Genomic DNA, 24,461 nt, shown 5'->3' on the forward strand with positions numbered 1-24,461 from the left:
CCGGCCGGTTGCGGCTAGCTCTCGCTTCGCAGTCTCGACGCGCTCCGCTTTCGCGCGCGTTCTCTGGCCAGTGCTGCCGTGAAAACGACGACTTGCCCCGTCCGGTGTCTTGATGACGAAGTCGAAGTGCCAGAACTCCGAGCGGTAGGAGCCGTCTCTGCGTTTCGGGCGGTAGACGGACACGGCTCGGCTCCCACATAGGCTTCGATGTCTTCGCGAGCGTAAACCCGCCACACCCGGCCGCGAAGCCGGTAGCGGATGAGCCCGTCGTCCCCGAGCTGCTTCAGCGTCTTGTCGGAGATCCTGAGCAGCGCAGCGACCTTCGGGTGCGAGGCAAGCCAAGTGCCGTCGAACAGCGCGTCGAGCTCCGCCTTCAGCGCGGCGGGGATGTAGAAGGCCGCGTCAGCCATCTGCCGATCTCATGATGAGGTCGCCCCTCAGCGGCTCTATCTCCGCCGCTTGTCGAGCAGAGGGTCGTCGGTAGCGGTGGTGGACGCTGCCACGCCACAGATCATGGGCGCTGCAGAGGCAAGCGCCTTGAGGATCGTCTCGGCGTCTCCAGACTCGCACGCCCTCTGCAGCAGCTTGGCCCGGTCGTAGTAGTCGAGCAGGGCGCCCAAGCCGGCAATGGTGGTCGGCGTCGTCGCGATAAGCCTTTCCCAGCACGCCACTTCCTTCTTGTCGGCGGCTTTGAAGGCGGGGTGTTCGTCCGGCGTGTGGTCGCCGAAGGCCTTCCACTTGGTCCAGGCAGCTCGATGCTCTTCGATGATCCGGAAAGCGGGGTCGGTTTTGGGAGACCCTACGATCCGTTCAAGCCCAGCAAGCGCGCCGCGAAGGACGCTGCCGGTGCAGGAGTCGAAACCTTCGATGTCTGAGATGCCGTAGCGGAGCGCGGCGAGGACACCCGCCATGGATGTCGCGGCCGGCGCGTTCTTCTGCTCTTCGAACAGCGGGTCGTAGATCGCGTCCGAAACCGCCTCGTCCTCGGCGGCCTCGGCGGACAGGTAGCCCAGTCGGGTTCGCTCCATGAGGTCGAGCAGAGGGTCTCCGATCTGCACGCGACGTTGGGCAGCAGCGGCAGCATGATCAATGACCTCGGCGGCCGAGGATCTTTTGACCTGTTCTCCGGTCGTCTTGCGAGCGGTGGCGCGGCGAGGACCGTGGGCAGTGACGTTGGCGGCGGTAGCAAGTGACATGCTGGGTCTCCATCAGCCTGTATGGCCACCTCAAGCTACACGTATCGTGTAGTTGCGCAAGCGCGAATTACATTATTCGTGATGTCGTTCGGCGTCACTCATTTCGGAGCGGCTGGCCTAGCGACGCTTCCACTCGTTCAGGATCTCGGCGGCGGCCTCAGCCGCTTCCTCGACCTCTCCCACGCTCAGGAGCGAGCCGACGACAAGCTCCGTCTTCAGCCGCACCTCGTGGAGGTCTGCAGGTGCGCGAGTGCGAACTTCATCGACGATGCGGTCGACGGTCTCGCTGAACGGGCGGATCAGCTCGATCAGCAGACTTTCGAGCTGATCCGTGACGCGCGGCTGGGCCAGCCTGTCGTAAACCGCGTCCGCGCCTGCGGAGAGTACCGAGTGCATCGTGTGGAGATCGGCGAGGCTGAAGTGGCAAATCGACGTCGCGGGGGAGGGCGGCTCCGCCGTCTTTAGGGCATGGGTGGTCATTCGCCTGATCTCCTGGATCGGCGTTTCGACGATGGGCGGAGGAGGCCTGCGCCTCCACCGCACGGCTCAGTCGTTGATCAGGCGGCTACAGCGGACGCCGGCGGCGGCATCAGCTTGCCGAGTGCAGCAAGGCCCTTCGGCGTGATGCGGACCTGCTCCGTCACCTTTTCGGAGCCGTCGGCGCGCAGAACGGTCGTGACCTTGTGCTCGAGAAGGCCGGTCGCGACCTTGGTCTGGTAGCCGAGATCGTGGCTGGAGCCGGGACGCCGGTAGATCCAGCCGTGCTCGCGCAGGTAGGAGAACAGGTCCTTCGGCCGTACCTGAAGCGCCTTCGCCGCGTCGGTGATGCAGAGGGAGCCGTCCGCCTTGGCGATCCGGTCCAGGGCCTCGACGGCCGGCGCCATGTCGGCGACCCGTCCTTCGAGCGTCAGCACCTTTTCGCTGTAGGTGAGCAGCAGGCCGCGCATCGCCGCAGGATCGTTCAGCACCGCCATCGGATCGGCGGGTGCCGCTTCGCGTGCCTCCAACTCCATCCAGCGATCGATGATCTTGGCGCGGAGAGCGTCATCATACCCTGAGACGACGACAAGGGTATCGCGCTTGGTGAGGTCGTAAATTTCGGTTGGCCGTCCTCCACCTTCAGGGCGGTAGGTGCGAGTGGTTTTGCGGCTTTCCCGCAAAACCTCTTTCTCGAAGAGCCGCTCGATCGTCTCGACGATCTGATTGTGGCGAGTTTCAACGAGGTCCGCGATTTCGCGGCTCGACATGGTGAGGGACGAGCGGCCGGCTCCCGCAGGCGACCCGAGAGTGGTAAGGTCCATAGTCCGTGGCTCCGTTCAGCCGTGGGTGACGTCGCCGCCCTGCAAGGCAGCGGTGTTCGAGGAAGCGGCGGGGGTCGCGTCGGCAAAACCCTCCCCTGCCGCTTCCGGAGCGCTCCGGAGAGCGCGCTCAAGGTGGATCACCACCTCGGCGTTCATGGATCGGCGGTTCTTGGCCGCTGCCTGCTTGATCTCTTCTCGAAGCCCCATCGGAAGGCGTAGTTGAAGCCTGTCGGCGAACCTGCTGGGAGACACGGGATCCTCGTGATGTCCAATGGACTGCACTGTCATGATGTCCAACGGACGCTATTGCGTCAATTGCTTTTTTGCGTCCAATGGACATCATGAGCGAGGAAGGCCGGACGTATCAGGATAAGTTCATGCTCCGCATGCCTGAAGGGCTGCGAGATCGCATCAAGGTCGCGGCTCAAGCAAACGGCCGCTCAATGAATGCGGAGATTGTTGACTGCTTAGAAGAGCATTATCCGGCAGAGCCGTTGCTCGAAGATCTTATCTACCTCGCGAGAGAGGTGGTTGGCGACTTTCAAGACGCACCGGATTATGCGCGGCTTAAAGAACTCCGCGACGTTCTTAGTAATTTGGTTGACGCGCTACGAGTCGGGAAGGAGAATGGGTATTCTCTTCCCCAGGTGGTGCTTTTTGAGAGCCTTGAGAGGGATTTTCCCGAGCTATACGAGAGCGTGAAGCATGGACGTCTCAAGTTAGAAGACGCAATGAAGTTCGTCGAGATCGCTGACAGAGACAGATACTTGGAATCTCAACGCGGTGGAAAAATTTAGGCCAGCAACAGAAGGATCTGCCGACCGGTTCGACGTAAGACCGACGCATGTCCGCCGGACCCGTCGACACCCCTATGGTCCGCCTCGCGCGCGAGATGAAGGAAGAGAGAGCTAGGCGACGTAGGCCATGAAAAAGACTCGCAAGAGGCCGCCAGCTAAGCGCCCGCTCTGATGAACGACGATCGACGCGACCGGCTGCAGAACGCCCTAGCCAAGAGCACCCTCCGGCTGGAGCTCCGAATCCAGGATCTCGAAGCGGAGGTCTCCAGGCTCAGAGCTCGGTTCGTCGACTACGAGCGGTACCGATCTGTCCACAACGCCACAACCGTCGGCATGATCGTTCTTGTGATAGCCTTCTAGTCGGTCGGCTGGCGGGGTCTTAGCGGCTCAGGCTGAGCCAGCTGGCGGATCCCGCTGGACTTGCTTAGCGAGTTCCCGATGTTTCTCTCGTTGTGGGTCGACGCAGAACGACCTGAACGTCTCCATGATTGCCGCCCCCTTTACGTTCTCCTTTGCCAGAAACTTTTCGCGCATTGTTGCAAACGCTGACGCAAGGTCATTGGCGGAAGCCGCATTTGCATTAATAAGAACATCCAGAATGAGCTTGAGAGCCGCACCATAGGCGGCGTCTTCGTCGGTGTACCGGTTAGTCATGGGGATGTGCCTTTTCTACTCGGCAGGGTAGTCCTAGCCAGCTTGATCCTCTCAAGTGGTCTCTGCCCAGCGACGACCGCAAGGACAGGTCGCAAAGGCGGGCCCGCAGCGGCTGCAGCATGGTGGCTGAGTTGCGCGCCCAAGTCGGGAAAAGGCGGCGGCTAAGGTGTTGTCTAAGGCTTCCTAGGACCACCGCCGGTCAGGGGCATCTCGATCGTTTCGCCGAACTTCGGGAACGCGCGGTCCAATGCGCGGCGAAAGCCCTTCCAATCTTCAGAGGCTCGAAGCAGGGCAATGACGCCCGCGATATGCTCTTTGAGTTTCGGATGACCACGGTCCGGGTTGAACCACTGGTGGTGCTTATGCGGCCGGCGGCCGGATTCTGCGATCGGGTTTTTTGTCCTTAGTTCTTCCGTGAGCCCCGGCGCCAATCGGTCATAGACGAAATCGTCTGTCCAGAGCGCCACGACGCTCGGGCGCTTCGTATTCCACGGCTCGAACTTCCAGCCCCTAAGTCGATAAATCTCCCGATAGAAGTCGATCGGAAAAGTCAGTGCCCACTTCTGGCGCTCCTTTGCCAGAAACGTTGTGAAGATTTTTGCCAGCGCGTCCCTTGCGCGCTCATCCTGATAACCAGTTGCTTCATCAATCAGGGCGACGACGCCAGTGTCGGCGAGGGCCAGCGTTAGAGATTCTGCCGCCTGTGCCTTTCCCAGCTGCTGCTTCTGAAGTGCGCCCTCCTGCCTTGCCTTCAGCCAAACACCGCAAACGGCGACTAGGATTGACGCGTCATAACCTCGTACAACGCGGTCGCCGTCGACATAGTCGATCGGCTTAAGGGGCCCATCCAAGAGTTCTTGCGTAATGAATGGCTTAAGCTGCCTCGGGGCCACAAAGAGCGGCAAAAGGGCCCCTTCATCCTCTGCAGCCTTTTTCAATCTCTTCGAAGCGCCAGAACGACTACCGAGGATCGCGTTGGTTATGCCATTCTCGCTCAATACACGCTGTACGCCGTCTGGCCCTTGAACAACTGCACAGGGGAGTTTGGTCCCCGCGAGGTTGAGGACGTTTGAATATCCCTCCAATACCCGGGGCATATCCGGGGTCGGGTCCGCTCTATCGGCCCAACGTTTCTTCGCGGCTTCTGACGCAATCTTACTGCGCTCTTCTGGCGACAGCGCTTCCGCGCGGGCTAACCCGCCTTTAGCGCGACCTTCAGCCGGGGGTCTCATTGCAAGCATCCATTAGGGATCAGTGCTTGCAAGCGATACTCCCTGTCTACAAAAATTGCAAGCATGAATCCGGCGTGCATGCGTGCATTAAAATCTGGCGCTATGGCCCCGAGTGTCCACTCCTTTAAACTCTCGGAGCGTTCCTGACCCCACTGCGCCTGGCCGATCAGCGCGGCTACGATCAGCGGCACGGGCTCTTCTGGCTTCGCTACGAGGACGGCCGGAACGAGAACTACTGGTTCGGCTGGGCCGGCGAGCGGCCAGCGGATGAGGAGCTGTGCGCGGAGCTCGGGATCTCGCCGCGGTAGGCGGTCGAGCAGAGCGCGGGCCGCTCGACGCGTGTGGAGGCGTCGACGCCGCTTTCAGGTCGACCTTTGCTTTTCTGTGCAATTTGCTCGGAAATTCGCTCGCGCTTCATCTGTGCAAGCTCGATCGAGCGAGCGACGTTCTGATCGCGCTCAAGCGCCGTCAGCATCTGCGCGATGCAGGTTCTCACTGACCTCTCACGCCTCGGCGTCGACGGGTCCGTCCGCTGTCTCACGCCGTCGCAGGCTGCGAAGAACACCGCGGCCCGCAGCGAGCCGCGGAAGACGGGGCACGTTCCAGGTCGAGCGGGCGCTGACGGTCTCGCGGAGCGGTGCGGGGTAGCGAAGGCCGATATGAGCAATGAGGGTGTGGGTGCGGGCGTCACCCACCAGGCCAGCCAGAGAATCAAACGGCCGCTGGCGCGCCGGCGTCGGCGGGCTCTAGGACACGCCAATCCCCTGCCGATCATCCACCCGCTTAACGGGTGGTTAATAAGTTATTTCCACCGCATTAACCGCAACTCATGCACGATCGCGCAAGCGCGTGCGATCGGGGGATCGTGTCATGAACAAATTGTATTTCGGCGACAACGTCGACGTATTGCGCAACGACATTGCAGATGAAAGCGTGGACTTAATTTATCTTGACCCCCCATTTAATTCTAATGCTCGCTACAACGTGTTGTTTGAGACTCCTGATACGGAAAAGACCTCATCTCAAGCTGAAGCGTTCCGGGACACCTGGGTGTGGGGAGACGAGGCGGAGCGGGCCTACGACGATATCATGACCAAAATCAGGGGTAATACTGCACGATTTCTCGAGTCATTTCGCTACGCCTTGAAGGAAAGCGACATGATGGCCTATCTCACGATAATGTCGGTAAGGTTGCATGAGCTGAAGAGGGCGCTTAAGCCAAACGGCTCCGTCTATCTACATTGCGATCCGACTGCTAGTCATTACCTGAAGATAATGATGGATGGCATCTTTGGCCCCCAAGCGTTCAAGAACGAAGTAGTCTGGAAGCGAACTAGCGCTCACAATTCAGCAAGAAAGTGGGGTCCGATCCACGATACAATTTTGATGTATGCTCCATCAGATAAGTTTTTTTGGAATAAATCCCTCACGCAAAAATATGATCAAGACTATATTGATGCATTCTTTGTTCACGAAGACCCGGATGGGAGAAAGTGGGCGCGAGGAGACCTAACCGGTTCCGGTACCAGGCGAGGGGAAAGCGGCAAACCTTGGCGAGGAATCGACGTAACCGCTAAGGGGCGTCATTGGGCCGTTCCACACCATGAGCTAGAAAACTTGGATCGAGCCGGGATGATCCATTGGCCGGAAAAGGCAGGCGGTGTTCCCCGTCTCAAGAGATATGCTGACGATCTTCCCGGGATGCCTCTTCAGGACATCATTACAGACATCAAGCCTGTTCATAATATCGGGCGAGAACGACTAGGATATCCTACGCAAAAGCCCGTCACTCTCTTAGAAAGAATAATACGGGCGTCGTCCGATAATGATGCTGTTGTGCTAGACCCGTTCTGTGGGTGTGGGACTACAATCGAGGCCGCACAGCGCCTGGGGCGGCGATGGATTGGTATTGATATCGCTTATCATGCTGTCCGTGTCATTGAGGGGCGTATGAGCGATGAATTTAGAGGAACATCACGCTTTCAAGTCTTAGGAATACCGGCGGCCTTCGACCAGGCAGTGGCGCTCGCCGGGCGGGATAAGTATCAGTTTCAATGGTGGGCCAATTATTTGTTCGACCCACACGCTGTAAGGGAAATTAAGAAAGGAGCAGATCGTGGCATTGATGGAGAGCTATATTTTCCGATGGGGCCTGGGAGCCGATCGTACGGAAAGTTGCTGATCTCGGCAAAAGGCGGCAAAAAACTAAGCCCGAGTATGATTAGAGAATTCCGAGGGGTTCTGGATAGGGACAAGGCCGAGATGGGGCTCTTTGTTTGTCTTTACCGACCAACATCGGAAATGGTCCGCGAAGCGGCCACCGCCGGCTTTGTAGACACGGCACAAGGACGAAAGCCGCGATTGCAGATCGTTTCCATCCAAGACTGGTTTGAAGGTTATCGTCCGGACCTCCCCCACGGCCCACAGCTCGATTCAGCGGCGTTCTCTCGCCGTCGTAAGCGGCCGTCGATACCCACTAAGCTTCCCAAACCAGACCAGCCTGAGCTGCCCTTGGTGATCGCCGGTGCGCCGACTGACGATGCCGTAGTTCGCCACTTCAATCCGTCTAAGGTCAGGAAGGCATCCTAAACCGACGCCTTCCGCTGGCAATACCCCTTCCACTCCCGGCTGACGCCATGCGCCAGCCCGAGTCCAAGCGCGCGGTGCGCCAGGGCGACGTTGTCCATGCGGCGGTGAGCTCCTAAGCCGCCTCGTCGGCATGTGAGGAGGCCCGCATGTCCAGCGCCTCTTCACACGCCGCGATCCGTCTGAAATACGGCGAGCGACGTCCGAGTTTCGCTCGAGCGCCGCGAGTTCGGCATGGTTCAGGTGTCCCGCGACTTGCGTCGCGCGCCACGCGTCGAGCTCTGACATACCCAATTCGCGGGCGGTAGCCCGCGGGCCGTCTCACTGACGCCAGCCTCGTGCGGCTTTGGGCCTCCGGGGAGGGATCGCGGCCGGCTTCGGTCGGTGGCGATTTGCGTTCAGCGGTGATCGAGATCAGGCTCGCTCCATGAGTGACGATCCAAAAGACGACCAGCGCCCACAGATCGACAAGTTCCGCGACGCCGCGCGCGCGCTACGCACGGACGACGATCCGAAGCGGTATGCGGAGAGGGTGAGGAAGCTGGCTAAGGCCTCTCAGGCGTCGAAGACCGAGAAGCGCACGATGACCTACCACGTCGAGATCATTGAGCTGTCGAGCCCCACAGACGAAGGCTTCTTGTCGCAAAAGCTGCCCGAGGCATACCCGACGCTTGAGGCGGCGCGGACTGGCGCTCAGGCCTATGCCGATAGGCGAGACGCCAAACTCGGCAGGGTGACGTTCAGGATTGTGGACGAGAACGGAAACCCTGCGGAGGATGGTGACGGCTAGTCGCGGTTGGCTCGGGACTGAGATGGCGGGTAAGCAGACTTTCCCTCAGCTTCAAGCTGAGCTTTAGCGCGCTTCCAGTATAGGTCCGACTTTCCGTCCGGACTGCCATCTTTTTCCCACATGCAGTATGCGAGTTCGCGAATCCGATCGTCTATGTGAGCGGGATCAGTGTCGTTCTTGTCATAGGAATGCTTTGGCTCGCCGGCCATGATCGCAGCCTTTTCTTTGCTTGAACCGGGATCATAGCACGACACGCCGGGCTTTGCGAATTGCGTGAGGAGACTGTCGCCCTCAGACAGGCATGCGGATTAGCGTCCTAGACTAGGCTGCCGCGTCAGCATCGCCTAATTTGGCGGCATGACGATTCCTGGATTTTTCCAAGGCACCGGGATGCCTGATGCGGGCTGGTGGGAGGCGCTGTGGCCCGACCCAGCCAAGGTGCTTCACGATGTTGGCGTCAGGCCCGGCACGAGCGTCGTGGACCTCTGCTCGGGCGACGGCTGGTTCACCCTGCAGATCGCTAAGAGCGCTACGCACGTCACAGCGATCGACATTGACGGCGCTCTCTTGGAGACCGCGCAGGCGCGGCTTCATGAGGCCGGCGTGACCAACGCCACGTTCATTGAGTCCGACGCCTATGATCTAGCTCGCTTTGTTCCCGAGCCGGTCGATCACGTCTTTCTCGCGAACGCATTCCATGGCGTGCCTGACAAGGCACGACTGGCGGGCGCCGTCCGGGACGTGCTGAAGCCGGGCGGGCTCTTTTCAGTAGTGAGTTGGTATGCGCGACCGCGTGAAGAGACGACCGTTCTGGGCCAGCCTAGAGGCCCGGCAACGGAACTTCGGATGTCGCCTGACCAAACGATCGCGGCCGTTGAGCCGAGCGGTCTGCGCCACGAGTTCACGGTCGATGTCTCCCCGCACCATTACGCTGCAGTGTTTATACGCTGACGCCCGAGGCGGTCGGACCGCATCGGCATGCCTGACAGGTACGCTGATTGGCAGGCCTTACGCCGGTGGTCCTGGCGCAATGCTGCGCGCACTAGCGGAGGTGGAAGCCTGCTTCGACGACGAGCCGGCTTTCAGGACGGCTTAGAGGGGCGGTAGCGGTCACTTGCAATCGGAGAGCTGTATCATATGATATAGTTGTTCGGATCAAAGGAGATCGCATGTCGTTCCCGGAAACCGCGCCTCTTCAGGCTCAGGCTGACGCCAAGGACCGGACGGCGACGATCGTTAAAGCCGTCGTGCGTGCCTGCGAGTTCTGGGGCCTGACGAATAGGGAGGCGGCCGACCTTTTCGACGTTCCGATCGCGACCTGGAACCGCATGAAGGCCGGGACCTTCAGCGGACGGCTCGATCAGGACAAGCTAACGCGGGCCAGCTTGATCGTCGGCATCTTCAAGGCGCTGCGGATCCTGTTCAATCAGGAGATGGTCACCGGCTGGCCCAAGGCGGCTAACACGGGGCCTCTGTTTCAGGGACGATCTCCCGTTGCCTGGATGATCGAGGGCGGCATTCCAGCAATGCTGAGAACCCGCCGCTACCTCGACGGGCTCCGCGGCGGTCTGTGATCCCGGGAAATCGATTTTATCGAGGGCCGCACGGTCCGCCTGATCCCGACCGCTTACATCGATGAGCCGGCGGTCCGGCCGCTCGCCGACGATGCCGACGAAGAGGCGATCCTGAACGAACTCGAGGGTCTCACCTCGGCCCGTCTCGGCTCCGCGGCTCTTCCGCTCGGCGTGGACCCTCGGGAGCTCCTGAACGAGAGCTATGGCTACGGCTGGACGTTCATCAACGCCGCCTTCTGCCACGCCAAGCCTCCCGGGAACCGGTTCAACGACGAGGATCGCGGTTGCTGGTACGCAGCTTTCGGCGAGCACGACGCGGAGACCGCTGAGGCTGAAGTGACCTTCCACATGGCGAACGCGCTTCGTGAGGCGGGCGCATCTGCGGAGTTGGTCACCTACGGGCAGCTGTTGGCCGGCTTCGCCTGTCGCTTCCATGACCTTCGAGGTGACCCCAGTCACCCGAGCCTCGATCCGGACCCTGCCGTGGGTTATCCCGCAGGGCGGGCGCTGGCGAAGTCCATTCGGGCAAAGGGCGGCAACGGGCTGCTGTATCCGTCCGTGCGGTTCTCAGGCGGAATGTGCCTGGCGGCGCTCCGGCCTTCGGTGATCCAGAACGTCCGGCGCGGCGACAGGGTTACCTTCGAATGGGACGGAGAGCGGATGAGGAAGGCGGACTGACAACACTACATTGGGCGCTTCCTACCCGATTATGCCACCGGAAGAGTGACGCGAAAAAGCCCGCCGTTGAGGGCGGGCCTAGAGTTTCGTTCTGCAAATCTCAGTCCGGCATCCTTGATATCCGTCGGGCATCGACCCACCCCTTCAGCCAGGCGTCCCGCCGGACTGTGTCTTTGTAGGGGCAGTGGCGGAGATTGACGCCCGTTGAAAAGGCCCTGCGGCCCTCTTCTTCGATCGCATGCATGAGCAGGTCCTCTTCAGGGAACAGATTTGCCGTCGCTTCCGCTGTGTTCGCGGCTCCGGTTACCCGATCATCTCGATGACGATCCGGCGCATTTCCTCGCGAGAGATACTGGTCGGTTGGGGCCTCCAGTCGCTGGGCGAGCGAACTTCGTTTGTGGTCGGCCAAACGCGCTCGCGCGGACGGGCACGAACGGCCTCGGTGTTCTTTTTCATCATGTCCTTGCAGCATTCCGCCGGAAGCGCGCCGCGATCCTCCAGGATCGAGCTGCCAACATCGGCGATTGTTGGGAGTCGGAGGATGGCAGGCATAATCCGCATGCCGGATCGTCCGATGCAGCTTTCCTAAACGGCAACGGTGTCCGCATGAAGGCGGGCAAACGGGGAAAAACTGCTGCTACACGCCATCCGGCATCGCAGGCGAAGGACTTCGTCCTGTCGAACCGCTTCGGTCATATCCTGCACAGCCGCGCAACTGCGCGCCCGATAACCCGCACCTCGCTGGCGGCGTGGGTGTCGGTCGCCTGCTTCGGGTTGTCAGACACGACCTCGATCCGCCCCTCTGAGAGCTTCCGGAGCCGCTTGATCAGGACCTCTCCGTCAGGATCCAGGATCACGAACACGCCTCCCTGACCGATCGACGTGTCGGTCGTATCGACCAGCACGCGATCACCTGACGACAGCGTCGTTTCCATGCTGTCGCCGCGGACGCGAACGACGTGGACACGGTTCGCCTTCGCTCGCGTGTACTCGCCGAGGAGGTAGTCCGGCAGGATGACCTCGCCCCGAATGGCGTCGGCCGCATAGACGACGCCGCCGTCGTGCGGAAGCTGATGGGGCAGGGGAAGCCCGCCGGGCCCGGCGCCCGCGGACACATCGATGTCGGGCATCGCGTTCGGGAGGTGGCCCTCGTAAGGAAGCAGCGAGGAGACGCCAGGCTCGAAGGCCGCAACCTCCTTGTCGGCCTCAAACGGATCGAAGCTGTCGACCGGCGAACGCCTCGGTTTGCCTTCCCCAGTCAGAAGCCAAGCTGCCGAGACGCGGTACGCCTTCGCATACTTCGTCGCTGGCTCCGGTCTGATCCCGTTCTGCCCATTCTCGTGGGCCATGTAGGTCGACTGCCTCCACCCGAAGCGCTTGATCGCTTCGGCGGCGGTCGAGAAGCCGGCGAGTTCGCGGGCGTGGATGAGACGGGCTGCAGGGGTGTCCATCCGCGCACCTTCACGGTTCGTGTAACATAAATCATGTTGAACAAGTTCCACGATACGTGTAGCGTTCGTGGCCATGAGCAGCTTCGCCGCCTTCATCGACCGCCTTGGGCCGCTATCCGAGACCGCCGCCGCGCTCAACATCAGCGCTCAGGCTGTCTGGAACATGAAGGCGAGTAACTCGATCTCGCCGGTCCACTGGATGCGCCTCGTGGCCCTTGCTCAGGACAAAGGCATCGACGGGATCACGGTCGAGATGTTCTGTTCCTGGTACGCGTCCCGCCGTGAGCGACCTGAGGCGCTCGCATCATGACGACCGCCGGCCTCCTCAGCCGGAGCAGCTGCGAACAGGGCGGTCGCTCAGCTTTCCGCTATGACCTGTCCCGTCTCGATCCTCTCTGCGATGCGATCCAGCACGGTCGGGTCCAGTCCGTCGCGTTCGTAGACGGCGTAATCAGCCAGCGCTCGCAGATGGTCGAGAAGCTGCGCCGTACGCTTCGCCCGGTTCAGCAAGGCGAAGACGGCGATCAGGCTGACCGCGACCTCAACCGACGCGATCGCCTGAGCGAGTTCCCGGACATCGCGCCCCGCCGGTTGGTCCCCTTCGCTTCCCGTCTTCGCCTTCCTCGGCATCCTGCTTCCTCTCCTGTCGATGTGTGCTGCGTCTCCGTCCGCCAAGACCCGACGCGCCGTTACCTCGCCCGGGCCAACCGGCCCGCTCTCTCAGTCAGTTCCTCATCGCCAACCTCCTCTCGCCCTGAAGCTAGCGAGAGAGGTTCTGGCGTTGGAACAGAAGCCTTTGCAGGATCAGCAAATGTCTGACGTGGCGCTGAACGGCGTCGACGCCGGAGACAGATTGGTCGAGCGCGCCGCCCGGTGGGCGGACGCCCTGGTGCGAGCTGAAAGTCGCGGACCGGGTGACCTCGACAACGCCATGCGCCGCATCGCGCGCCGCTATAGGCTGTCGCACAGCGTCCTCTGGCGACTGCGGTACCGGCGGCCGCGCGACGTGCTCGCGTCGGTCTATTTCACCCTGCTCGCCGCCTACGAGGCGGAGTGCGCTCGGCAGATCGATCGGCTCGCCCATGAACTCGAAATCACGAAAGCCGTTGCCGGGGTTGATGGCCGTGCTGTTCGCGCGGCTCAGGCTTTGGTGGACAAGACGCATGTCCCGCCGTCGGTAGACGACGACGGCTCCTCCGACGGGGGAGCCGCATGAGCCGCGCCGTTAAGCTTCCGAGGTTGGCGCCAGGGCCGCCGAGTTCGTCGACCGAAGCGCTCGCCGCTCAGGCCTCCGTGATCGTCGTCTCCGCCTACCGCGAAACATTGCACCAGGTCGGGCAGCAGGCGGCGCTCGAGCTTCTGGAGCAGATCATCGGCTCCGCGGCGGCCATGCTCGCGGGCGGGTCCGGCACGTCGCCGTCTGAGGTCCTCCGTAGGATCGCAGAGGGCAGCGGGCATGGCTGACGGCCGCGCTGCCGTGCATGCCGCCCTGATCGAGGCCCGGAAGGTCAAGCCGAGCATCTCTGAGATGCGGATCGCTGCCCGAGACGAGGCGGCGCGGATCGAGACCGTGCAGGCCGGCCTGATCGACTGCGGCGCGCGCGTCGACTCCGACCGCGAGCAGATCAGAGCCTTAGCCGTCTGGGACGCGATCGAGCGCGTCCTCCAGCTCTTCGAGCGCCACGAGGCCGCCGTGCGCAGCCTTCTTCAACAACTTCAGCAGCGGGACGCGACCCGATGAGCTCGGAAGCCATGAAATGGGCGAAGCGGCAGAAGATCGCCAATCAGCCAATGAAGGCTGTGGTGCGAGAGCTGGCCTGCTACGCCGACCGTGCCGGAGCGTGCTTCCCGTCTCAGGCCACCTTGGCGGCCGATACGGGGCTATCGGAGCGGTGCGTGCGCTACTGCCTCGCTGACCTCGAGCGGCTTGGCGTGATCCACCGGAAGGCCCGCAGCAAAGGGCGCGCAGGGCGGTCGACAGACCTGATCGTCATATCGCTTCACCGCGATTTCGAGATCTCGAAGACGGACATCGACCGTTCGCGGACCCGCCCCGCGCAGGCTCCTTCAACCGGAACGCCGTGCCGGTTGCAAACTGATCTCCAACCGGCACGCCGTTCCTTTGCAACCGGCACGGCGTGCCAGGGAATAACTAAGGGAACAATTAGATATCCCATCCAAGAAAGGGTTCGTAGCTCTACGTTTCAGGATGTAGCGCAGGACGGGCGCGAGGTTTCGACCGGCATCTGGCCCTCGTGGCCTGAAGACGCTCCATTCGGCGTGGGGAGGGCGTGATGGCGATCGCTCGCCCACTTCGCCCACATCAGGTCAAAGCCCTCGATCTGATCCGCTCGGCAGTCCTGGATGGGTCTTTCCGACCGCTGTTGCAGCTCGCCACGGGTGGCGGAAAGACCCGCCTGGCGGCTGAGATCGTCGAGCGCGCCCGAGTGAAGGGCAATCGCGTCGTGTTCGTGGTGCCGGCGCTCAGCTTGATCGACCAGACCGTGAAGGCCTTCATCGAAGAAGGCATCCCGGCGCACGAGATCGGGGTAATTCAGGCCGATCATCCGATGACTGCGCCGCACCGGCCGATCCAGGTGGCGAGCGTCCAGACGCTCGAACGACGTCTGCTGCCGATCACCGACGTCGTGATCATTGACGAGGCACACCGCTGGTTCCGGCTCTACGCCCGCTGGATGGCCGCCGATGGTTGGCAGCGGAAGCCCTTCATCGGCCTGTCGGCGACCCCTTGGGCGAAGGGGCTGGGGAAGCACTTCGACCGCCTCCTCATCGCGGCGACGACCCAGGAACTCATCGAGGCCGGCTTCCTGTCGCCGTTCAGGGTGTTCGCCCCGTCTCACCCTGATTTGTCGGGCGTACGCACGGTCGCCGGGGATTACCACGAGGGCGACCTGTCCAAGGCTATGGATAGGCCGGACCTCGTCGCCGACGTCGTACGCACCTGGCTGATGCGCGCTGACCGCCGGCCGACGCTTTGTTTCGCCGTTGACCGGGCGCACGCGAAGACGCTGCAGCGCCAGTTCACCGAAGCGGGCGTGAGCTGCGGCTACGTCGACGCCTACACAGGTCCGGATGAGCGGGAGGACGTCCGCAAGGCGTTCCACTCCCGCGAGATCGAGGTCGTCTGCAATGTCGGCGTCCTGACGACCGGCGTCGACTGGGATGTGCGCTGCATCATCCTCGCTCGGCCGACGAAGAGCGAGATGCTCTATGTGCAGATCGTCGGCCGGGGGCTGCGTACGGCCGAGGGAAAGACGGATTGCCTGATCCTCGACCACAGCGACACCACGCTGCGGCTCGGCTTCGTCACCGACATCCACCATCCGGAGCTCGATCTTGGGGACGGCCGTCGGAAACAGGAGCGTGACCGCCGTTCGCCTCTGCCGAAGGAGTGCGCGAAGTGCACGTTCCTCAAACCGGCGAGGGTCCACGTCTGCCCGGTGTGCGGCTTCGCTCCGGAACGACAGTCCGGCGTCACGTGCGACGCCGGCGGGGCGCTGTTCGAGCTGAATGGAGGTGGCAAGCGGAGGAAGCCGACGCCGCAGGAGAAGGCGACCTGGTACGCCATGCTGCTGGGCTACGCCGAGCGCCACGGGAAGACGACCGCATGGGCCTTGGCGAACTACCGCGAGAAGTTCCTCGAGTGGCCGTTCCGTAAGAACGACGTGAGGCCGTGGCCGCCGTCGGATGAGGTCTACGGCTGGGTCAAGTCTCGCGCGATCGCCTACGCCAAGGGCAAGCAGAAGGGGGAGGGGCGCCATGCGGCCTGATCGTCGCCCACTGGCCGAGCGTTCCCGCGGTCGCTGGCAGGGCATCCTCCCGCAGCTCGGCGTGCCCGAGAAGGCGCTCACCAACCGCCATGGGCCCTGCCCAGCTTGTGGTGGCAAGGACCGCTTTCGCTTCGACGACAAGGAAGGGGCAGGCTCCTGGATCTGCAGCCAGTGCGGCGCAGGCGACGGCGTCAAGCTTGTGATGCTCGTCAACGGCTGGGACTTCCGCGAGGCTGCTCCGCGCATAGAGGCTCTGATTGGAAGCGCTGCGCCGGCGGCGCTCAAGGCTGCCCCCAAGGCTGACAGAAAGGCCGACAGAAAGGCGCTCAACAACCTTTGGCGCTCGGCGACCGCAATTGCCGCCGACAACGCTGCGGGAAGGTGGCTAGCGAGGCGTCTGGGATCCGCCATCGCAGTTCCGGCACTGCGCTATACGCCCCGGCTTAGATACGTCGAGGGCGACTCCGTCGCCTTCCATCCCGGCATGGTCGCGATGGTCACTGGGCCGGATGACAAGCCTGCCACCCTGCACCGGACGTATCTGACGGCCGCCGGTGAGAAGGCACCCGTGGCGAGCCCTCGGAAGCTCATGTCGTCCCCGCCGAAGGGCTCAGCGATCCGGCTGGCTCCGCCGACGGAGGTCCTCGGCGTGGCGGAGGGCGTCGAGACCGCGCTTGCCGCAACGGCCCTGTTCCGCGTGCCGTGTTGGGCAACCATCAACGCCACGATGCTCGAGCAATGGCGTCCTCCGGCGGGCGTCCGATCCGTCGTGGTCTTCGGGGATCACGACAGGAAGTTTGGCGGCCAGGCAGCCGCCTACGCGCTGGCGCACCGTCTCGCCTGCGACGGGCGGCTTGGGGTGACGGTCACGGTGAGCCTCCCGCCTGACGAAGGCGAGGATTGGAACGACGTCCTGCTGAAACGGAGGATTGCTGCTTGAAAAATCAGCTCATGACGTCCGCGACCCGTAGGAGCTCCAGGCGCTCGACGCTCACCGCCGAGGAGCGCCGCAGGCAGATCGAGGCGGAAGCCGCGCGCCGAGCCGCCGCCCGCGCTCTGTCGCTCGACCGAGAACACGAGGGCATGCCCTGGTACGCGATCTTCACGAACCCGCTCTGTGAGCGCCGCGTCGAGTTAGGCCTGATCGGCATCGGTCTTTGCGCCTACGTTCCGGAGGGAAGGCGCTGGTTCAAGCCGCGACGCTCGCCGCACTACGTCGAGCGCCTGAGGCCAGCCATGCCGCGCTACGTCTTCGTCGCCTACCCTGATCGCCGCCGACCCGACATTCGCTCTGTCGATGGTGTTGCCGGTGTAGTCGGTATGGGCCGCTATGGCGCGCCCGTCCTGATCCACGAGAGCACGATCGCGGACATGCGGGCGGCGCAGGACATGGGCGCACTCGACTTCGGGCGGGACCCGACGTTGAAGTTTGACGTCAACGATCCTGTCGAGGTGACCTCCGGTCTGATCCAAGGCCAGAGCGGCCGGATCGTCCGCTGCAATAACGCCAACGAAGTGACCATCGATCTGGGATGGATCAGCGCGATGCCGGTGGTATCGGTTGACGTGCTGAGGAGGGTGGCCTAAAATTTGCTTTAGGACGACCGCGGTGTGTCGGATTAGCCGAGGCGCGGATCCAGGGAGCGGAAACACCGCTCACCGCGCCGGGCTTCTATTGCCCTTTTGTTGGCTATTCAACGCCTCGTAGATCTGGTTCTCCAGAGCCCCAATCGCGAGCTCGAGATCGGCGACCTTGCTCAGCGTCTTGTCGGTCGGCAGCCTACCTCCTGCGGCGGCAGACTGAAGCAGCTTCATCTGCTCGACCTTCAGGCGGTCTAGAAGGTCCTTCTGATCCTGCACGTGGTCCTCCGTCGTTTAGCCGGACTGTCCCTCCGCAGCCGCTCACTTCGATATTGCAACGCCAAATTCGAGCCTATTGCGGTATTAAGCTAGGCCTCAGGGAAAGCGTCCCCAACTCTTTCACTCCTGAGTTAGCCCGCCGTCTCCAATCAGACGGCGGGTTTTTTCGTCCATGCGCCGGCAGGTAGGTGCAGGGGGCCGCAGCGCCGGCTAATCTCGCGGGCGGCATCCTCAGGCATCGCCGAACATTCAGACTCTCACGAGGCGCCACCCTCGTCGCGAGAGAGGGCGAAGGACGACGAGGGCGGCTAGGCAACGTAAAGGCCGCCTCGCCTCAATACGCTGACCATCCAGGATGGATGCGGCGCCGTCCGCTCGCGGGCTCGCCTTCCTTTCAGATCAGACGAGAGATCTCGTCTTCAGTGACCATCCGCTCGTGGCCCTCGGCCAAGTCTTTCACTCGATAGGCCGGCGGTAGGTTCTCTCGAGCCGCCGGCATGAGGCGAACGACCGTGACGGATGTGCTCGGACCCAGGCCGAACTTGTTGGTCAGGCGAACGATGTCATCGACTGCGAATTGATGTTTTTCCATCAGCCAACGTAGCACGCCTTCGGCCTCTGGAGCGCGTTTCATTCAGGAGATCGGCTGACTCGGCTCGGCAGCCGCAGCCTGCTCCAGCTCTTTGAGAGTGAGCATGTTCCCATCTAGGTCGGCGATCTCGAAATCCGCACGACCTGCATCTTCATGTTGGCGGATGATGGTTAGCGCCTCGCTGGCGGTCTCGGTGACCACCGTCAGCGTTCCTGCATCTGGGCTCCATCCAATCCGATAAGGCATTTTGTTCCTCCTGGAGGCGCCGCAACCTAGCATGGCGGCGGCCCGCGCCTACCACTTCGTCGGCTTCCGCGACGAGGATTGGACGTCAGCTAGATGCGTCCCACGCCGGACACTTCCGCTGCAAACGTAGACAACTCTCCTTGGCACTAGCAGAAGCCGTCCAGTGACGGCAGTAAGCGGGTGCTGGACACCGCCGCAGAACGGTGTCTCGATCGGCCTTTCCCCTCAGGGCACAGGAGACGGGAGGCCGATGCTCCACGCGGAACTCGTGCTGCGACTGATCGCCGCCGCAGCGGCAGGCAGTATCGTGGGCTTCGAGCGCGAGCGGCTGATGTGGGCCGCGGGGCTGAGGACGCACATGCTGGTGTGCGTCGGCGCGTGCCTGGCGATGATCGTCTCGGCGCATGGCTTCGGCGACGTGCTTGGACAAAGCCATGTTGCGTTCGATCCCTCGCGGGTCGCGGCCCAGGTGGTCTCCGGCGTAAGCTTCCTCGGGGCGGGCACCATCCTGCTTCGCGGCGAGGTGGTGCGCGGGCTCACCACCGCCGCCAGCATCTGGAGTGTCGCCGCGATAGGGCTCGCCATCGGCGGCGGGCTCTATGTCGAGGGTGTCGCGACGACGGTGATCGTGATCGCGATCCTCGCCGGGGTGAAGCCGATCGAAGAGCGTTACCGGAGCCGGATCGGGACGCGGGAACTGCGCGTCATCGCTCCGGCCGGCGCAGTGACCATCGATCTGCTTCGGGAGATCGCCGGCGAGCGCGCCTCGCGCATTCGCCAGTTCGTTACCACTCCTTCCGAGCGAGATGGCCATGAGGACATCCGGATCGCCTTCGCGCGGCTGTCGCAGGCGAGCGTGGACGCCATAGCGCGCAAGCTCGCGGCGATCGAGGGCGTGACGCTGGCGGACGGGGCGGGGGAAGACGGATGATATAAGCGGGCGGCCGTCGCCGACGAGTGGGGAAGCCGGTACGCGTTCGTGGGTGTGATCGGGGCTCGCCAGCATGCCCCCGGCATACAACGGCTTATCTCGGGGCGAGTTCTTGCTGCCTCCGCATCGTTTATCTCGTTCGACGTTGTCGGTCAGTTCTCGCCTTCCAGATAAATTCGACGGGCTATCTTAGGCTCCAGTTCCAGAAGGCCGAGCGAATGAACTCGTGCTTTCACGTGCTGCTCTGTGCGGCCGGTGAGCAGCATGATCGCCTGGACGAGAAGGGCCTGAGCCAACGTTTTGTCCGGCACGCCTCGCTTGAGCGCCTCCGTGTGCGCCAGGCGCACAATCCGGCGGGCCCATTCGTCGTGGGATTGCTCGGTATTCGGCATCCGTGGACCCTAGGGTAAGCGGCCAACGGCCACACTCTGAGCGCGAAAACTGAAGCATCTGCTACCGATGACGCTTAAGACGGTTCAGCCTTCGGCTTCGCACCGTCGACACCCGCGCGGCGAAGCCGAGCGCAAAGACCGGTGATCCGCTCTACCACTCCTCGCCCCGGCGCACGCTGCTGAAGGGCAAATAGACCGCATCACATCCCCTTGCCAGAGAGGGACCGGTCAGGATCTCATCGCCGCCGCGCTGCTTGAGCGCGATATGAGGCGGCTGGAGGCTCCATGACCCGGGTGCGCGTAGCGGGCTTTGCCGTGTCCATCGACGGCTTCGGCGCCGGCCCGAACCAGAGCATGGACAACCCGCTCGGCGAGCGCGGCGGGGAGTTGCACAAGTGGTTCTACCCGACCCGGACCTTTCGATCGATGATCGGAAAGGACGGCGGGACCGACGATCGCTTCGCTCGCGCCAGCATGGAAGGCTTCGGCGCCTTCATCATCGGGCGGAACATGTTCGGGCCGGCAGGTGATAATTGGGGCGGCCCCGATTGGAGAGGCTGGTGGGGTGACAATCCCCCATACCATGCGCCGACCTTCATCCTCACGCACCACGCTCGCGATCCAATTGTCATGGAAGGCGGAACGACCTTCCATTTCGTCACAGAAGGCATCGAGGCGGCGCTGGCTCAGGCGAAGGCCGCGGCGGGCGAGTTGGATGTGAAGATCGGCGGCGGAGCCTCGACGGTCCGCCAGTACCTGCTTGCGGGAGCGATCGACGAATTGCACCTTGCGGTGTCGCCGGTCGTTCTCGGTCAGGGCGAGCCGCTGTTCGCAGGCATTGACCTACCAGCCCTAGGGTACCGGGTGACGGAGACTGTCCCAACCGAGTTGGCGACCCACGTCGTGCTGTCCCGCTGATCCGCACGGGCGGACAAGGGGCTCGAAAATCCGTGGCGGTAGGGTCCCCGCCGCATCGGGTCTTTGCATGAACTACGACGACATCCTGGAATGACTACATGGGCATCGTCGAGCAGATCGTCGCCCTCTGCCTTCAGGCGGAGCCCGGCGCCTGCCGCATCGTGCACCGTCGGCAGCCCGCCCCGATCTCCGGCTGTGCCCTGATCGAGGACATCGAAGAGCTCACCTCGCCGCCAGGCTATTACCTCGCCCGGTGGACCTGCAGGTGGCGGGGGTAGTGGAGACGTACACCGAAGATCTCCGGCTATCGGCGGCCCCTAAGCTCAAACCAGATGACGTAGGCAAGCACCGGCAACCCGAGCATGAGGAAAGGCAGGAGCCCAGAGCCCCAGCCGATGTTCGGTCCGACTGCCACTGCGCCAGCTGTCGCTGGCCAGCCCAATGCCGAAGGGAACAGAATCCCTTTGATGAGCGTCCGCGTGATCATCGCAATTTCATCGGCTGGCAGGCTGGCTAAGGCAAATTGAAGACGCTGAAGACGATCGGGCCTCGGCTCCGGACGATCGACACCCGCACGGTGAAACCTCCACCAAAGGTGGCCGACGCCGAGCTTCAGACGCCGGAGCACAGGGCCTGGGCGATCGAGGTGAAGCGTCGCGCCGGCTGGCGCTGCGAGTGGGTCGAGAAGGGAGAGCGCTGCAAGGTCGCCGCTCCGGGCCGCCTCTTCGCGGACCACATCGTCGAGCGTCGAGACGGCGGCGACCGCCTCGATCCGAAGAACGGGCGCTGCCTCTGCGGCCGGCATCACAGCCTCAAGACCGCGGCCGAGAGGGCGAAGAGGATGGTTTTGTAAGGAAGACCGCCTGCATGCTCGCGAGATAGGGTGCATCGCCAACAGAGGACCGGCTATGGCGCGGAAGCAAGAGGAGCGGTCCAAGGCCCAAAACGTCGCGCTGCTCGTGATGTCAGTCGCGTTGCTCTTCTATGTGTACGGCGGCAAGAAGCTGAAGGAGGTGGCGTTTATCGCGTTCGTCAGCGCGGGCAGCTTCTATGGGGGTGTAGTTCAGGAGCGGGCCCGCGCGAAGGATTCAGCGCAGCGTAGGATGTGGGACAAGGGTGAAACCTGAACGGGTGCTTCACACCCGCCTTCATGCTCGACTTCGACGAGCGGGCCACCATGATCCAGGCTGAACCTAGTTCAGCAGCTCCTTGCGCAGGTCATCCAGGAGCGCCAGCGTCATAGGCTCCGCGCTTCCCTTTGCCAGCTCCATTTAGTCAGCCAAGGCCTCGGGTAGTCGCCTTCCTTCAGAGCGCCGGACCGCTGCAGGCACAGCAGCAGGACTCGAAACGCGGCGAGCGTCGCCGACATGTGAGCGGCTAACACCTCGGCCTCGGGGCTCAAGTTGTCAGGCATCAAGATCCTTCCTCCTACTCAGGCAGAGGCTACCGCCCGGCTCCTGAAGGGGTAGGGGGGTCGAAAGTCTGGGGCCCAGTGGGCCGTTACCGCATCGGGCAGCATTTGCAGAATTTTTCCTCCGCCGCGCTCGAAATCAAACGGGCAGAAATCAAAAGCATGGTCACGAAATCAACTGGCGTCGGCCGGGGCGGGAAGCGTCCGGGTGCTGGCCGCAAGCCGAAGCACGCGCTTTCAGCGCCTAAGACCGAGCGCGGGGTGGCTGACGCTGTCAGAGCCGTCGCCGACGCGAAACTCGCGCGGGTCGCCGCTAGAGCTGCAGCTGACCTTGTCGAGAAGGCTTACGCCACGCTCGAGGATGTCATGGACAACTCGCCTTACCCTGCGCCTCGCGTCTCCGCGGCCCGCGCGGTCATAGACCTCGCGAGAGAAGAGGCGGCCGAGAAAGCTGGCGCCGGCGGCAAGAAGGCGCTTCGGCAGGCGAACGCCGAGAAGGCGGCAGGCAGCGGCCGCTTCGCTGTCCCTGAGCCGCCCAGGCTTATGCAGTAACGTGAGCCATACGACCGCCTGCTTAGACTGGCAGGAACGGATCATCGCGCAGCGACCGCTGATTGTTTCGCCGCCGCTCTTCCCAGAAGAGGCGGCGGCCGCGCTGGACGTGTTCAGGGCGCTGCATGTCGTTGACGTGCCCGGCAGCCCGACCTTCGGCGAAGTCGGCGAGCAGTGGATCTTCGACTTCGTCGGAGCGATCTTCGGAGCCTATGACCCCACCACAGCCAAGCGGCACATCCGCGAAGGCTTCCTCTGCATCTCGAAGAAGAACGGCAAGTCCACGCTCGCCGCAGGCATCATGCTCACGGCGCTCATCCGAAACTGGCGGCGGTCGAATGAGCGCTGATCCTGGCGCCGACGATTGAGGCGGCGCAGAACAGCTTCAAGCCTGCGGCGGATATGATCCGCGCAGATCCCGAACTCAACGCCGCGGATGGCGGGTTCCTGCATATCCAGGACCACATCCGGACGATCACCCATCTGACCACCAAGGCCGCGCTGAAGGTCATCGCGGCTGATACCGCGACAGCGGTTGGTAAAAAAGCCGGCTTCGTTCTAATCGATGAGCTTTGGGAGTTCGGGAAGAAGCCGCATGCGGATGCGATGCTTCGGGAGGCCACGGGCGGGCTGATCTCTCGGCCCGAAGGCTTCGTGATCTCGATCACGACGCAGTCGGACGCTCCCCCCGCAGGGGTCTTCAAGGACAAGCTCGACTACGCACGAAACGTCCGTGATGGCCGGGTTGAGGATCGGAAGTTCCTCCCCGTCATCTACGAGTTCCCGCCGAGGATGATCGAGGCGCAAGCCTACCTCGACCCGGCGAATTTCTACGTCACGAATCCGAATCTGGGGCGCTCGGTGAGCGCGGAGTGGCTCGAGGATGAGCTCCGGAAGGAGATCGCCAAGGGGCCGCAGACACGGAACGTCTTCCTCGCCAAGCATCTGAACGTCCAGATCGGTAACGATCTGCGTGAGAACCGATGGCCCGGCGCCGAGTTCTGGGCCCGCCGGGCCGACGAGGAGTTGAAGTCGCTCCAGGATTTGCTGGAGCGATGTGACGTCGCGACGGTCGGGATCGACGGCGGCGGGCTCGACGACCTGTTCGGGCTCTGCGTGCTTGGCCGGGAGAAGGTCACCAAGCGGTGGCTGGTCTGGTCCCACGCCTGGTGCCACTCGGGTGTTCTCGACCGGCGGAAAACAATCGCTGCGCGGCTCCGTGACTTTCAGGCGGCCGGCGAGCTGACGATCGTGGATGACGAGCTCGGCGACATCGACGCCATCGTCTCCGTGATCGAGCAGGTGAAGGACAGCGGTCTGCTGGCGAAGGTCGGCGTCGATCCAGCCGGACTCGGGGAGTTCATCGATGCTCTCGCGGACATCGACGTCACGCAGGAGAACAGTCTCCTGGTCGGTGTGCCGCAGGGCTACGGCATGATGAACGCCATCAAGACGGCCGAGCGGAAGCTCGCCAACGGCACGCTCGTACACGCGGAATCCGGACTGATG

41 protein-coding genes are annotated in these 24,461 nt (G+C 62.9%); 23 read left to right on the forward strand and 18 right to left on the reverse strand.

What is annotated here, in order from left to right; all coding sequences use genetic code 11:
* Window positions 1-14: 14 nt before the first annotated feature.
* The 5 genes from VM780_RS17370 to VM780_RS17390 all read right to left on the reverse strand — a co-directional run bounded on the left by VM780_RS17370 (window position 15) and on the right by VM780_RS17390 (window position 2,749).
* Window positions 15-410: a hypothetical protein gene (locus VM780_RS17370; RefSeq protein WP_325449627.1), complete on the reverse strand. Its 396-nt coding sequence runs from the start codon at window positions 408-410 to the stop codon at window positions 15-17.
* A 36-nt stretch (window positions 411-446) separates the two neighbouring features.
* Window positions 447-1,196 carry a hypothetical protein gene (locus VM780_RS17375; protein WP_325449629.1) on the reverse strand — a complete coding sequence of 250 codons (750 nt, stop codon included), beginning with the start codon at window positions 1,194-1,196 and terminating at the stop codon, window positions 447-449.
* Window positions 1,197-1,313: 117 nt separating this feature from the next.
* Window positions 1,314-1,676 carry a hypothetical protein gene (locus tag VM780_RS17380; protein WP_325449631.1) on the reverse strand — a complete coding sequence of 121 codons (363 nt, stop codon included), beginning with the start codon at window positions 1,674-1,676 and terminating at the stop codon, window positions 1,314-1,316.
* A gap of 77 nt (window positions 1,677-1,753) precedes the next feature.
* Window positions 1,754-2,497 carry a phage regulatory protein/antirepressor Ant gene (locus VM780_RS17385; RefSeq protein WP_325449632.1) on the reverse strand — a complete coding sequence of 248 codons (744 nt, stop codon included), beginning with the start codon at window positions 2,495-2,497 and terminating at the stop codon, window positions 1,754-1,756.
* Between the two features lie 15 nt (window positions 2,498-2,512).
* Window positions 2,513-2,749, reverse strand: a complete 237-nt coding sequence (locus VM780_RS17390) for an Arc family DNA-binding protein (RefSeq protein WP_325449634.1) — start codon at window positions 2,747-2,749, stop codon at window positions 2,513-2,515.
* An 89-nt stretch (window positions 2,750-2,838) separates the two neighbouring features.
* On the opposite strand from VM780_RS17390, the gene VM780_RS17395 reads away from it, so the two are divergent.
* Together VM780_RS17395 and VM780_RS17400 are read left to right on the forward strand one after the other, a co-directional pair.
* Window positions 2,839-3,294, forward strand: coding sequence for an Arc family DNA-binding protein (locus VM780_RS17395; protein WP_325449636.1), 456 nt, complete (start codon window positions 2,839-2,841; stop codon window positions 3,292-3,294).
* A gap of 171 nt (window positions 3,295-3,465) precedes the next feature.
* On the forward strand, window positions 3,466-3,654 hold the full coding sequence (locus VM780_RS17400) for a hypothetical protein (RefSeq protein ID WP_325449638.1): 189 nt from the start codon (window positions 3,466-3,468) through the stop codon (window positions 3,652-3,654).
* Window positions 3,655-3,681: 27 nt separating this feature from the next.
* On the opposite strand, the gene VM780_RS17405 is transcribed toward VM780_RS17400, so the two are convergent.
* The 4 genes from VM780_RS17405 to VM780_RS17420 all read right to left on the reverse strand — a co-directional run bounded on the left by VM780_RS17405 (window position 3,682) and on the right by VM780_RS17420 (window position 5,676).
* Window positions 3,682-3,948: a hypothetical protein gene (locus tag VM780_RS17405; protein ID WP_325449640.1), complete on the reverse strand. Its 267-nt coding sequence runs from the start codon at window positions 3,946-3,948 to the stop codon at window positions 3,682-3,684.
* A gap of 173 nt (window positions 3,949-4,121) precedes the next feature.
* A complete protein-coding gene (locus tag VM780_RS17410; protein ID WP_325449642.1) occupies window positions 4,122-5,180 on the reverse strand; it encodes a P63C domain-containing protein in 1,059 nt (352 codons plus the stop codon).
* Window positions 5,177-5,371 carry a hypothetical protein gene (locus VM780_RS17415; protein WP_325449644.1) on the reverse strand — a complete coding sequence of 65 codons (195 nt, stop codon included), beginning with the start codon at window positions 5,369-5,371 and terminating at the stop codon, window positions 5,177-5,179. The genes VM780_RS17410 and VM780_RS17415 overlap by 4 nt, the downstream gene beginning before the upstream one ends.
* Window positions 5,372-5,412: 41 nt before the next feature.
* Entirely contained in the window at window positions 5,413-5,676 is a 264-nt protein-coding gene (locus VM780_RS17420) for a hypothetical protein (protein ID WP_325449646.1), read from the reverse strand.
* Window positions 5,677-6,050: 374 nt separating this feature from the next.
* Here VM780_RS17420 and VM780_RS17425 point away from each other — a divergent pair, with 374 nt between their 5' ends.
* Window positions 6,051-7,769, forward strand: coding sequence for a site-specific DNA-methyltransferase (locus VM780_RS17425; RefSeq protein WP_325449648.1), 1,719 nt, complete (start codon window positions 6,051-6,053; stop codon window positions 7,767-7,769).
* Window positions 7,770-8,193: 424 nt separating this feature from the next.
* A complete protein-coding gene (locus tag VM780_RS17435) occupies window positions 8,194-8,556 on the forward strand; it encodes a hypothetical protein (protein WP_325449650.1) in 363 nt (120 codons plus the stop codon).
* Here VM780_RS17435 and VM780_RS17610 read toward each other — a convergent pair.
* Window positions 8,553-8,765, reverse strand: coding sequence for a DUF2934 domain-containing protein (locus VM780_RS17610; RefSeq protein ID WP_414652849.1), 213 nt, complete (start codon window positions 8,763-8,765; stop codon window positions 8,553-8,555). The genes VM780_RS17435 and VM780_RS17610 overlap by 4 nt on opposite strands.
* 148 nt (window positions 8,766-8,913) lie before the next feature.
* Here VM780_RS17610 and VM780_RS17440 point away from each other — a divergent pair, with 148 nt between their 5' ends.
* From VM780_RS17440 to VM780_RS17450, 3 genes are all read left to right on the forward strand, one after another.
* A complete protein-coding gene (locus VM780_RS17440) occupies window positions 8,914-9,507 on the forward strand; it encodes a class I SAM-dependent methyltransferase (RefSeq protein WP_325449652.1) in 594 nt (197 codons plus the stop codon).
* Window positions 9,508-9,725: 218 nt separating this feature from the next.
* Window positions 9,726-10,130, forward strand: coding sequence for an antitoxin Xre-like helix-turn-helix domain-containing protein (locus VM780_RS17445; RefSeq protein WP_325449654.1), 405 nt, complete (start codon window positions 9,726-9,728; stop codon window positions 10,128-10,130).
* A gap of 171 nt (window positions 10,131-10,301) precedes the next feature.
* Window positions 10,302-10,808: an RES family NAD+ phosphorylase gene (locus VM780_RS17450; protein WP_325449656.1), complete on the forward strand. Its 507-nt coding sequence runs from the start codon at window positions 10,302-10,304 to the stop codon at window positions 10,806-10,808.
* A 100-nt stretch (window positions 10,809-10,908) separates the two neighbouring features.
* On the opposite strand, the gene VM780_RS17615 is transcribed toward VM780_RS17450, so the two are convergent.
* The 3 genes from VM780_RS17615 to VM780_RS17460 form a co-directional block, all read right to left on the reverse strand.
* A complete protein-coding gene (locus tag VM780_RS17615) occupies window positions 10,909-11,052 on the reverse strand; it encodes a ribosome modulation factor (RefSeq protein WP_414652851.1) in 144 nt (47 codons plus the stop codon).
* Window positions 11,053-11,111: 59 nt separating this feature from the next.
* Entirely contained in the window at window positions 11,112-11,360 is a 249-nt protein-coding gene (locus tag VM780_RS17455) for a hypothetical protein (protein ID WP_325449658.1), read from the reverse strand.
* Window positions 11,361-11,500: 140 nt separating this feature from the next.
* Window positions 11,501-12,334 carry an XRE family transcriptional regulator gene (locus VM780_RS17460; protein WP_325449660.1) on the reverse strand — a complete coding sequence of 278 codons (834 nt, stop codon included), beginning with the start codon at window positions 12,332-12,334 and terminating at the stop codon, window positions 11,501-11,503.
* Between VM780_RS17460 and VM780_RS17465 the strand changes: the two genes are divergently transcribed.
* The gene (locus VM780_RS17465; RefSeq protein ID WP_325449662.1) at window positions 12,333-12,569 is read left to right on the forward strand and encodes a hypothetical protein; all 237 of its coding nucleotides are present in this window, start codon (window positions 12,333-12,335) and stop codon (window positions 12,567-12,569) included. The genes VM780_RS17460 and VM780_RS17465 overlap by 2 nt on opposite strands.
* 47 nt (window positions 12,570-12,616) lie before the next feature.
* Here the strand turns inward: VM780_RS17465 and VM780_RS17470 are convergent, their stop codons facing one another.
* Window positions 12,617-12,889: a hypothetical protein gene (locus tag VM780_RS17470; protein WP_325449663.1), complete on the reverse strand. Its 273-nt coding sequence runs from the start codon at window positions 12,887-12,889 to the stop codon at window positions 12,617-12,619.
* A gap of 181 nt (window positions 12,890-13,070) precedes the next feature.
* Between VM780_RS17470 and VM780_RS17475 the strand changes: the two genes are divergently transcribed.
* The 7 genes from VM780_RS17475 (at window position 13,071) to nusG (ending at window position 17,637) form a co-directional block, all read left to right on the forward strand.
* Window positions 13,071-13,475: a hypothetical protein gene (locus VM780_RS17475; RefSeq protein ID WP_325449665.1), complete on the forward strand. Its 405-nt coding sequence runs from the start codon at window positions 13,071-13,073 to the stop codon at window positions 13,473-13,475.
* Window positions 13,472-13,723, forward strand: coding sequence for a hypothetical protein (locus VM780_RS17480; RefSeq protein WP_325449667.1), 252 nt, complete (start codon window positions 13,472-13,474; stop codon window positions 13,721-13,723). Before VM780_RS17475 ends, VM780_RS17480 begins: the two co-directional genes overlap by 4 nt.
* Window positions 13,716-14,000 carry a hypothetical protein gene (locus VM780_RS17485; RefSeq protein ID WP_325449669.1) on the forward strand — a complete coding sequence of 95 codons (285 nt, stop codon included), beginning with the start codon at window positions 13,716-13,718 and terminating at the stop codon, window positions 13,998-14,000. The genes VM780_RS17480 and VM780_RS17485 overlap by 8 nt, the downstream gene beginning before the upstream one ends.
* Before the next feature lie 50 nt (window positions 14,001-14,050).
* A complete protein-coding gene (locus VM780_RS17620) occupies window positions 14,051-14,554 on the forward strand; it encodes a helix-turn-helix domain-containing protein (RefSeq protein ID WP_414652853.1) in 504 nt (167 codons plus the stop codon).
* Entirely contained in the window at window positions 14,554-16,050 is a 1,497-nt protein-coding gene (locus VM780_RS17490; protein WP_325449671.1) for a DEAD/DEAH box helicase, read from the forward strand. The genes VM780_RS17620 and VM780_RS17490 overlap by 1 nt, the downstream gene beginning before the upstream one ends.
* A 61-nt stretch (window positions 16,051-16,111) precedes the next feature.
* Entirely contained in the window at window positions 16,112-16,990 is an 879-nt protein-coding gene (locus tag VM780_RS17495) for a DUF7146 domain-containing protein (RefSeq protein ID WP_325449673.1), read from the forward strand.
* 11 nt (window positions 16,991-17,001) lie between these two features.
* On the forward strand, window positions 17,002-17,637 hold the full coding sequence (gene nusG, locus VM780_RS17500) for a transcription termination/antitermination protein NusG (protein ID WP_325449675.1): 636 nt from the start codon (window positions 17,002-17,004) through the stop codon (window positions 17,635-17,637).
* Between the two features lie 69 nt (window positions 17,638-17,706).
* Here the strand turns inward: nusG and VM780_RS17505 are convergent, their stop codons facing one another.
* The 3 genes from VM780_RS17505 to VM780_RS17515 form a co-directional block, all read right to left on the reverse strand.
* Window positions 17,707-17,910 carry a hypothetical protein gene (locus VM780_RS17505; protein WP_325449677.1) on the reverse strand — a complete coding sequence of 68 codons (204 nt, stop codon included), beginning with the start codon at window positions 17,908-17,910 and terminating at the stop codon, window positions 17,707-17,709.
* A 394-nt stretch (window positions 17,911-18,304) separates the two neighbouring features.
* The gene (locus VM780_RS17510) at window positions 18,305-18,544 is read right to left on the reverse strand and encodes a hypothetical protein (RefSeq protein ID WP_325449679.1); all 240 of its coding nucleotides are present in this window, start codon (window positions 18,542-18,544) and stop codon (window positions 18,305-18,307) included.
* Window positions 18,545-18,748, reverse strand: coding sequence for a hypothetical protein (locus VM780_RS17515; RefSeq protein ID WP_325449681.1), 204 nt, complete (start codon window positions 18,746-18,748; stop codon window positions 18,545-18,547). It abuts the gene before it with no gap.
* 250 nt (window positions 18,749-18,998) lie between these two features.
* On the opposite strand from VM780_RS17515, the gene VM780_RS17520 reads away from it, so the two are divergent.
* Complete coding sequence (locus VM780_RS17520) at window positions 18,999-19,679, forward strand: MgtC/SapB family protein (RefSeq protein WP_325449683.1); 681 nt, start codon at window positions 18,999-19,001, stop codon at window positions 19,677-19,679.
* A gap of 152 nt (window positions 19,680-19,831) precedes the next feature.
* Here VM780_RS17520 and VM780_RS17525 read toward each other — a convergent pair whose 3' ends face one another.
* Window positions 19,832-20,071: a hypothetical protein gene (locus VM780_RS17525; RefSeq protein ID WP_325449685.1), complete on the reverse strand. Its 240-nt coding sequence runs from the start codon at window positions 20,069-20,071 to the stop codon at window positions 19,832-19,834.
* A 285-nt stretch (window positions 20,072-20,356) separates the two neighbouring features.
* Here VM780_RS17525 and VM780_RS17530 point away from each other — a divergent pair, with 285 nt between their 5' ends.
* From VM780_RS17530 to VM780_RS17560, 7 genes are all read left to right on the forward strand, one after another.
* A complete protein-coding gene (locus VM780_RS17530) occupies window positions 20,357-20,989 on the forward strand; it encodes a dihydrofolate reductase family protein (protein WP_325449687.1) in 633 nt (210 codons plus the stop codon).
* Window positions 20,990-21,087: 98 nt separating this feature from the next.
* A complete protein-coding gene (locus VM780_RS17535; protein WP_325449689.1) occupies window positions 21,088-21,267 on the forward strand; it encodes a hypothetical protein in 180 nt (59 codons plus the stop codon).
* Between the two features lie 245 nt (window positions 21,268-21,512).
* On the forward strand, window positions 21,513-21,842 hold the full coding sequence (locus VM780_RS17540; protein WP_325449691.1) for an HNH endonuclease signature motif containing protein: 330 nt from the start codon (window positions 21,513-21,515) through the stop codon (window positions 21,840-21,842).
* Window positions 21,843-21,897: 55 nt separating this feature from the next.
* Window positions 21,898-22,116 (forward strand): hypothetical protein, encoded by a 219-nt coding sequence (locus VM780_RS17545; RefSeq protein ID WP_325449692.1) that lies wholly within the window; start codon window positions 21,898-21,900, stop codon window positions 22,114-22,116.
* Between the two features lie 365 nt (window positions 22,117-22,481).
* The gene (locus tag VM780_RS17550) at window positions 22,482-22,952 is read left to right on the forward strand and encodes a hypothetical protein (protein WP_325449694.1); all 471 of its coding nucleotides are present in this window, start codon (window positions 22,482-22,484) and stop codon (window positions 22,950-22,952) included.
* Between the two features lies 1 nt (window position 22,953).
* On the forward strand, window positions 22,954-23,301 hold the full coding sequence (locus tag VM780_RS17555) for a hypothetical protein (protein ID WP_325449696.1): 348 nt from the start codon (window positions 22,954-22,956) through the stop codon (window positions 23,299-23,301).
* A 53-nt stretch (window positions 23,302-23,354) separates the two neighbouring features.
* The coding region (locus VM780_RS17560; protein WP_325449698.1) for a terminase TerL endonuclease subunit at window positions 23,355-24,461 on the forward strand (1,107 nt) is incomplete at its 3' end.

Source organism: Hansschlegelia sp. (assembly GCF_035538955.1).
In the GTDB taxonomy this organism is placed as follows: domain Bacteria; phylum Pseudomonadota; class Alphaproteobacteria; order Rhizobiales; family Methylopilaceae; genus Methylopila.

Excerpts from the sequence above, each read along its gene's own strand:
- VM780_RS17530 (WP_325449687.1), top strand. The coding sequence starts at position 20,357 with ATGACCCGGGTGCGCGTAGCGGGCTTTGCCGTGTCCATCGACGGCTTC.
- VM780_RS17470 (WP_325449663.1), bottom strand. The coding sequence starts at position 12,889 with ATGCCGAGGAAGGCGAAGACGGGAAGCGAAGGGGACCAACCGGCGGGG.
- VM780_RS17455 (WP_325449658.1), bottom strand. The coding sequence starts at position 11,360 with ATGCCTGCCATCCTCCGACTCCCAACAATCGCCGATGTTGGCAGCTCG.
- VM780_RS17405 (WP_325449640.1), bottom strand. The coding sequence starts at position 3,948 with ATGACTAACCGGTACACCGACGAAGACGCCGCCTATGGTGCGGCTCTC.
- VM780_RS17445 (WP_325449654.1), top strand. The coding sequence starts at position 9,726 with ATGTCGTTCCCGGAAACCGCGCCTCTTCAGGCTCAGGCTGACGCCAAG.
- VM780_RS17425 (WP_325449648.1), top strand. The coding sequence starts at position 6,051 with ATGAACAAATTGTATTTCGGCGACAACGTCGACGTATTGCGCAACGAC.
- VM780_RS17370 (WP_325449627.1), bottom strand. The coding sequence starts at position 410 with ATGGCTGACGCGGCCTTCTACATCCCCGCCGCGCTGAAGGCGGAGCTC.
- VM780_RS17380 (WP_325449631.1), bottom strand. The coding sequence starts at position 1,676 with ATGACCACCCATGCCCTAAAGACGGCGGAGCCGCCCTCCCCCGCGACG.
- VM780_RS17465 (WP_325449662.1), top strand. The coding sequence starts at position 12,333 with ATGAGCAGCTTCGCCGCCTTCATCGACCGCCTTGGGCCGCTATCCGAG.
- VM780_RS17510 (WP_325449679.1), bottom strand. The coding sequence starts at position 18,544 with ATGAAACGCGCTCCAGAGGCCGAAGGCGTGCTACGTTGGCTGATGGAA.
- VM780_RS17480 (WP_325449667.1), top strand. The coding sequence starts at position 13,472 with ATGAGCCGCGCCGTTAAGCTTCCGAGGTTGGCGCCAGGGCCGCCGAGT.
- VM780_RS17525 (WP_325449685.1), bottom strand. The coding sequence starts at position 20,071 with ATGCCGAATACCGAGCAATCCCACGACGAATGGGCCCGCCGGATTGTG.
- VM780_RS17435 (WP_325449650.1), top strand. The coding sequence starts at position 8,194 with ATGAGTGACGATCCAAAAGACGACCAGCGCCCACAGATCGACAAGTTC.
- VM780_RS17410 (WP_325449642.1), bottom strand. The coding sequence starts at position 5,180 with ATGAGACCCCCGGCTGAAGGTCGCGCTAAAGGCGGGTTAGCCCGCGCG.
- VM780_RS17475 (WP_325449665.1), top strand. The coding sequence starts at position 13,071 with ATGTCTGACGTGGCGCTGAACGGCGTCGACGCCGGAGACAGATTGGTC.
- VM780_RS17460 (WP_325449660.1), bottom strand. The coding sequence starts at position 12,334 with ATGGCCACGAACGCTACACGTATCGTGGAACTTGTTCAACATGATTTA.
- VM780_RS17515 (WP_325449681.1), bottom strand. The coding sequence starts at position 18,748 with ATGCCTTATCGGATTGGATGGAGCCCAGATGCAGGAACGCTGACGGTG.
- VM780_RS17485 (WP_325449669.1), top strand. The coding sequence starts at position 13,716 with ATGGCTGACGGCCGCGCTGCCGTGCATGCCGCCCTGATCGAGGCCCGG.
- VM780_RS17395 (WP_325449636.1), top strand. The coding sequence starts at position 2,839 with ATGAGCGAGGAAGGCCGGACGTATCAGGATAAGTTCATGCTCCGCATG.
- VM780_RS17535 (WP_325449689.1), top strand. The coding sequence starts at position 21,088 with ATGGGCATCGTCGAGCAGATCGTCGCCCTCTGCCTTCAGGCGGAGCCC.
- VM780_RS17385 (WP_325449632.1), bottom strand. The coding sequence starts at position 2,497 with ATGGACCTTACCACTCTCGGGTCGCCTGCGGGAGCCGGCCGCTCGTCC.
- VM780_RS17620 (WP_414652853.1), top strand. The coding sequence starts at position 14,051 with ATGAAGGCTGTGGTGCGAGAGCTGGCCTGCTACGCCGACCGTGCCGGA.
- nusG (WP_325449675.1), top strand. The coding sequence starts at position 17,002 with ATGACGTCCGCGACCCGTAGGAGCTCCAGGCGCTCGACGCTCACCGCC.
- VM780_RS17490 (WP_325449671.1), top strand. The coding sequence starts at position 14,554 with ATGGCGATCGCTCGCCCACTTCGCCCACATCAGGTCAAAGCCCTCGAT.
- VM780_RS17400 (WP_325449638.1), top strand. The coding sequence starts at position 3,466 with ATGAACGACGATCGACGCGACCGGCTGCAGAACGCCCTAGCCAAGAGC.
- VM780_RS17615 (WP_414652851.1), bottom strand. The coding sequence starts at position 11,052 with ATGCATGCGATCGAAGAAGAGGGCCGCAGGGCCTTTTCAACGGGCGTC.
- VM780_RS17520 (WP_325449683.1), top strand. The coding sequence starts at position 18,999 with ATGCTCCACGCGGAACTCGTGCTGCGACTGATCGCCGCCGCAGCGGCA.
- VM780_RS17610 (WP_414652849.1), bottom strand. The coding sequence starts at position 8,765 with ATGGCCGGCGAGCCAAAGCATTCCTATGACAAGAACGACACTGATCCC.
- VM780_RS17545 (WP_325449692.1), top strand. The coding sequence starts at position 21,898 with ATGGCGCGGAAGCAAGAGGAGCGGTCCAAGGCCCAAAACGTCGCGCTG.
- VM780_RS17375 (WP_325449629.1), bottom strand. The coding sequence starts at position 1,196 with ATGTCACTTGCTACCGCCGCCAACGTCACTGCCCACGGTCCTCGCCGC.
- VM780_RS17440 (WP_325449652.1), top strand. The coding sequence starts at position 8,914 with ATGACGATTCCTGGATTTTTCCAAGGCACCGGGATGCCTGATGCGGGC.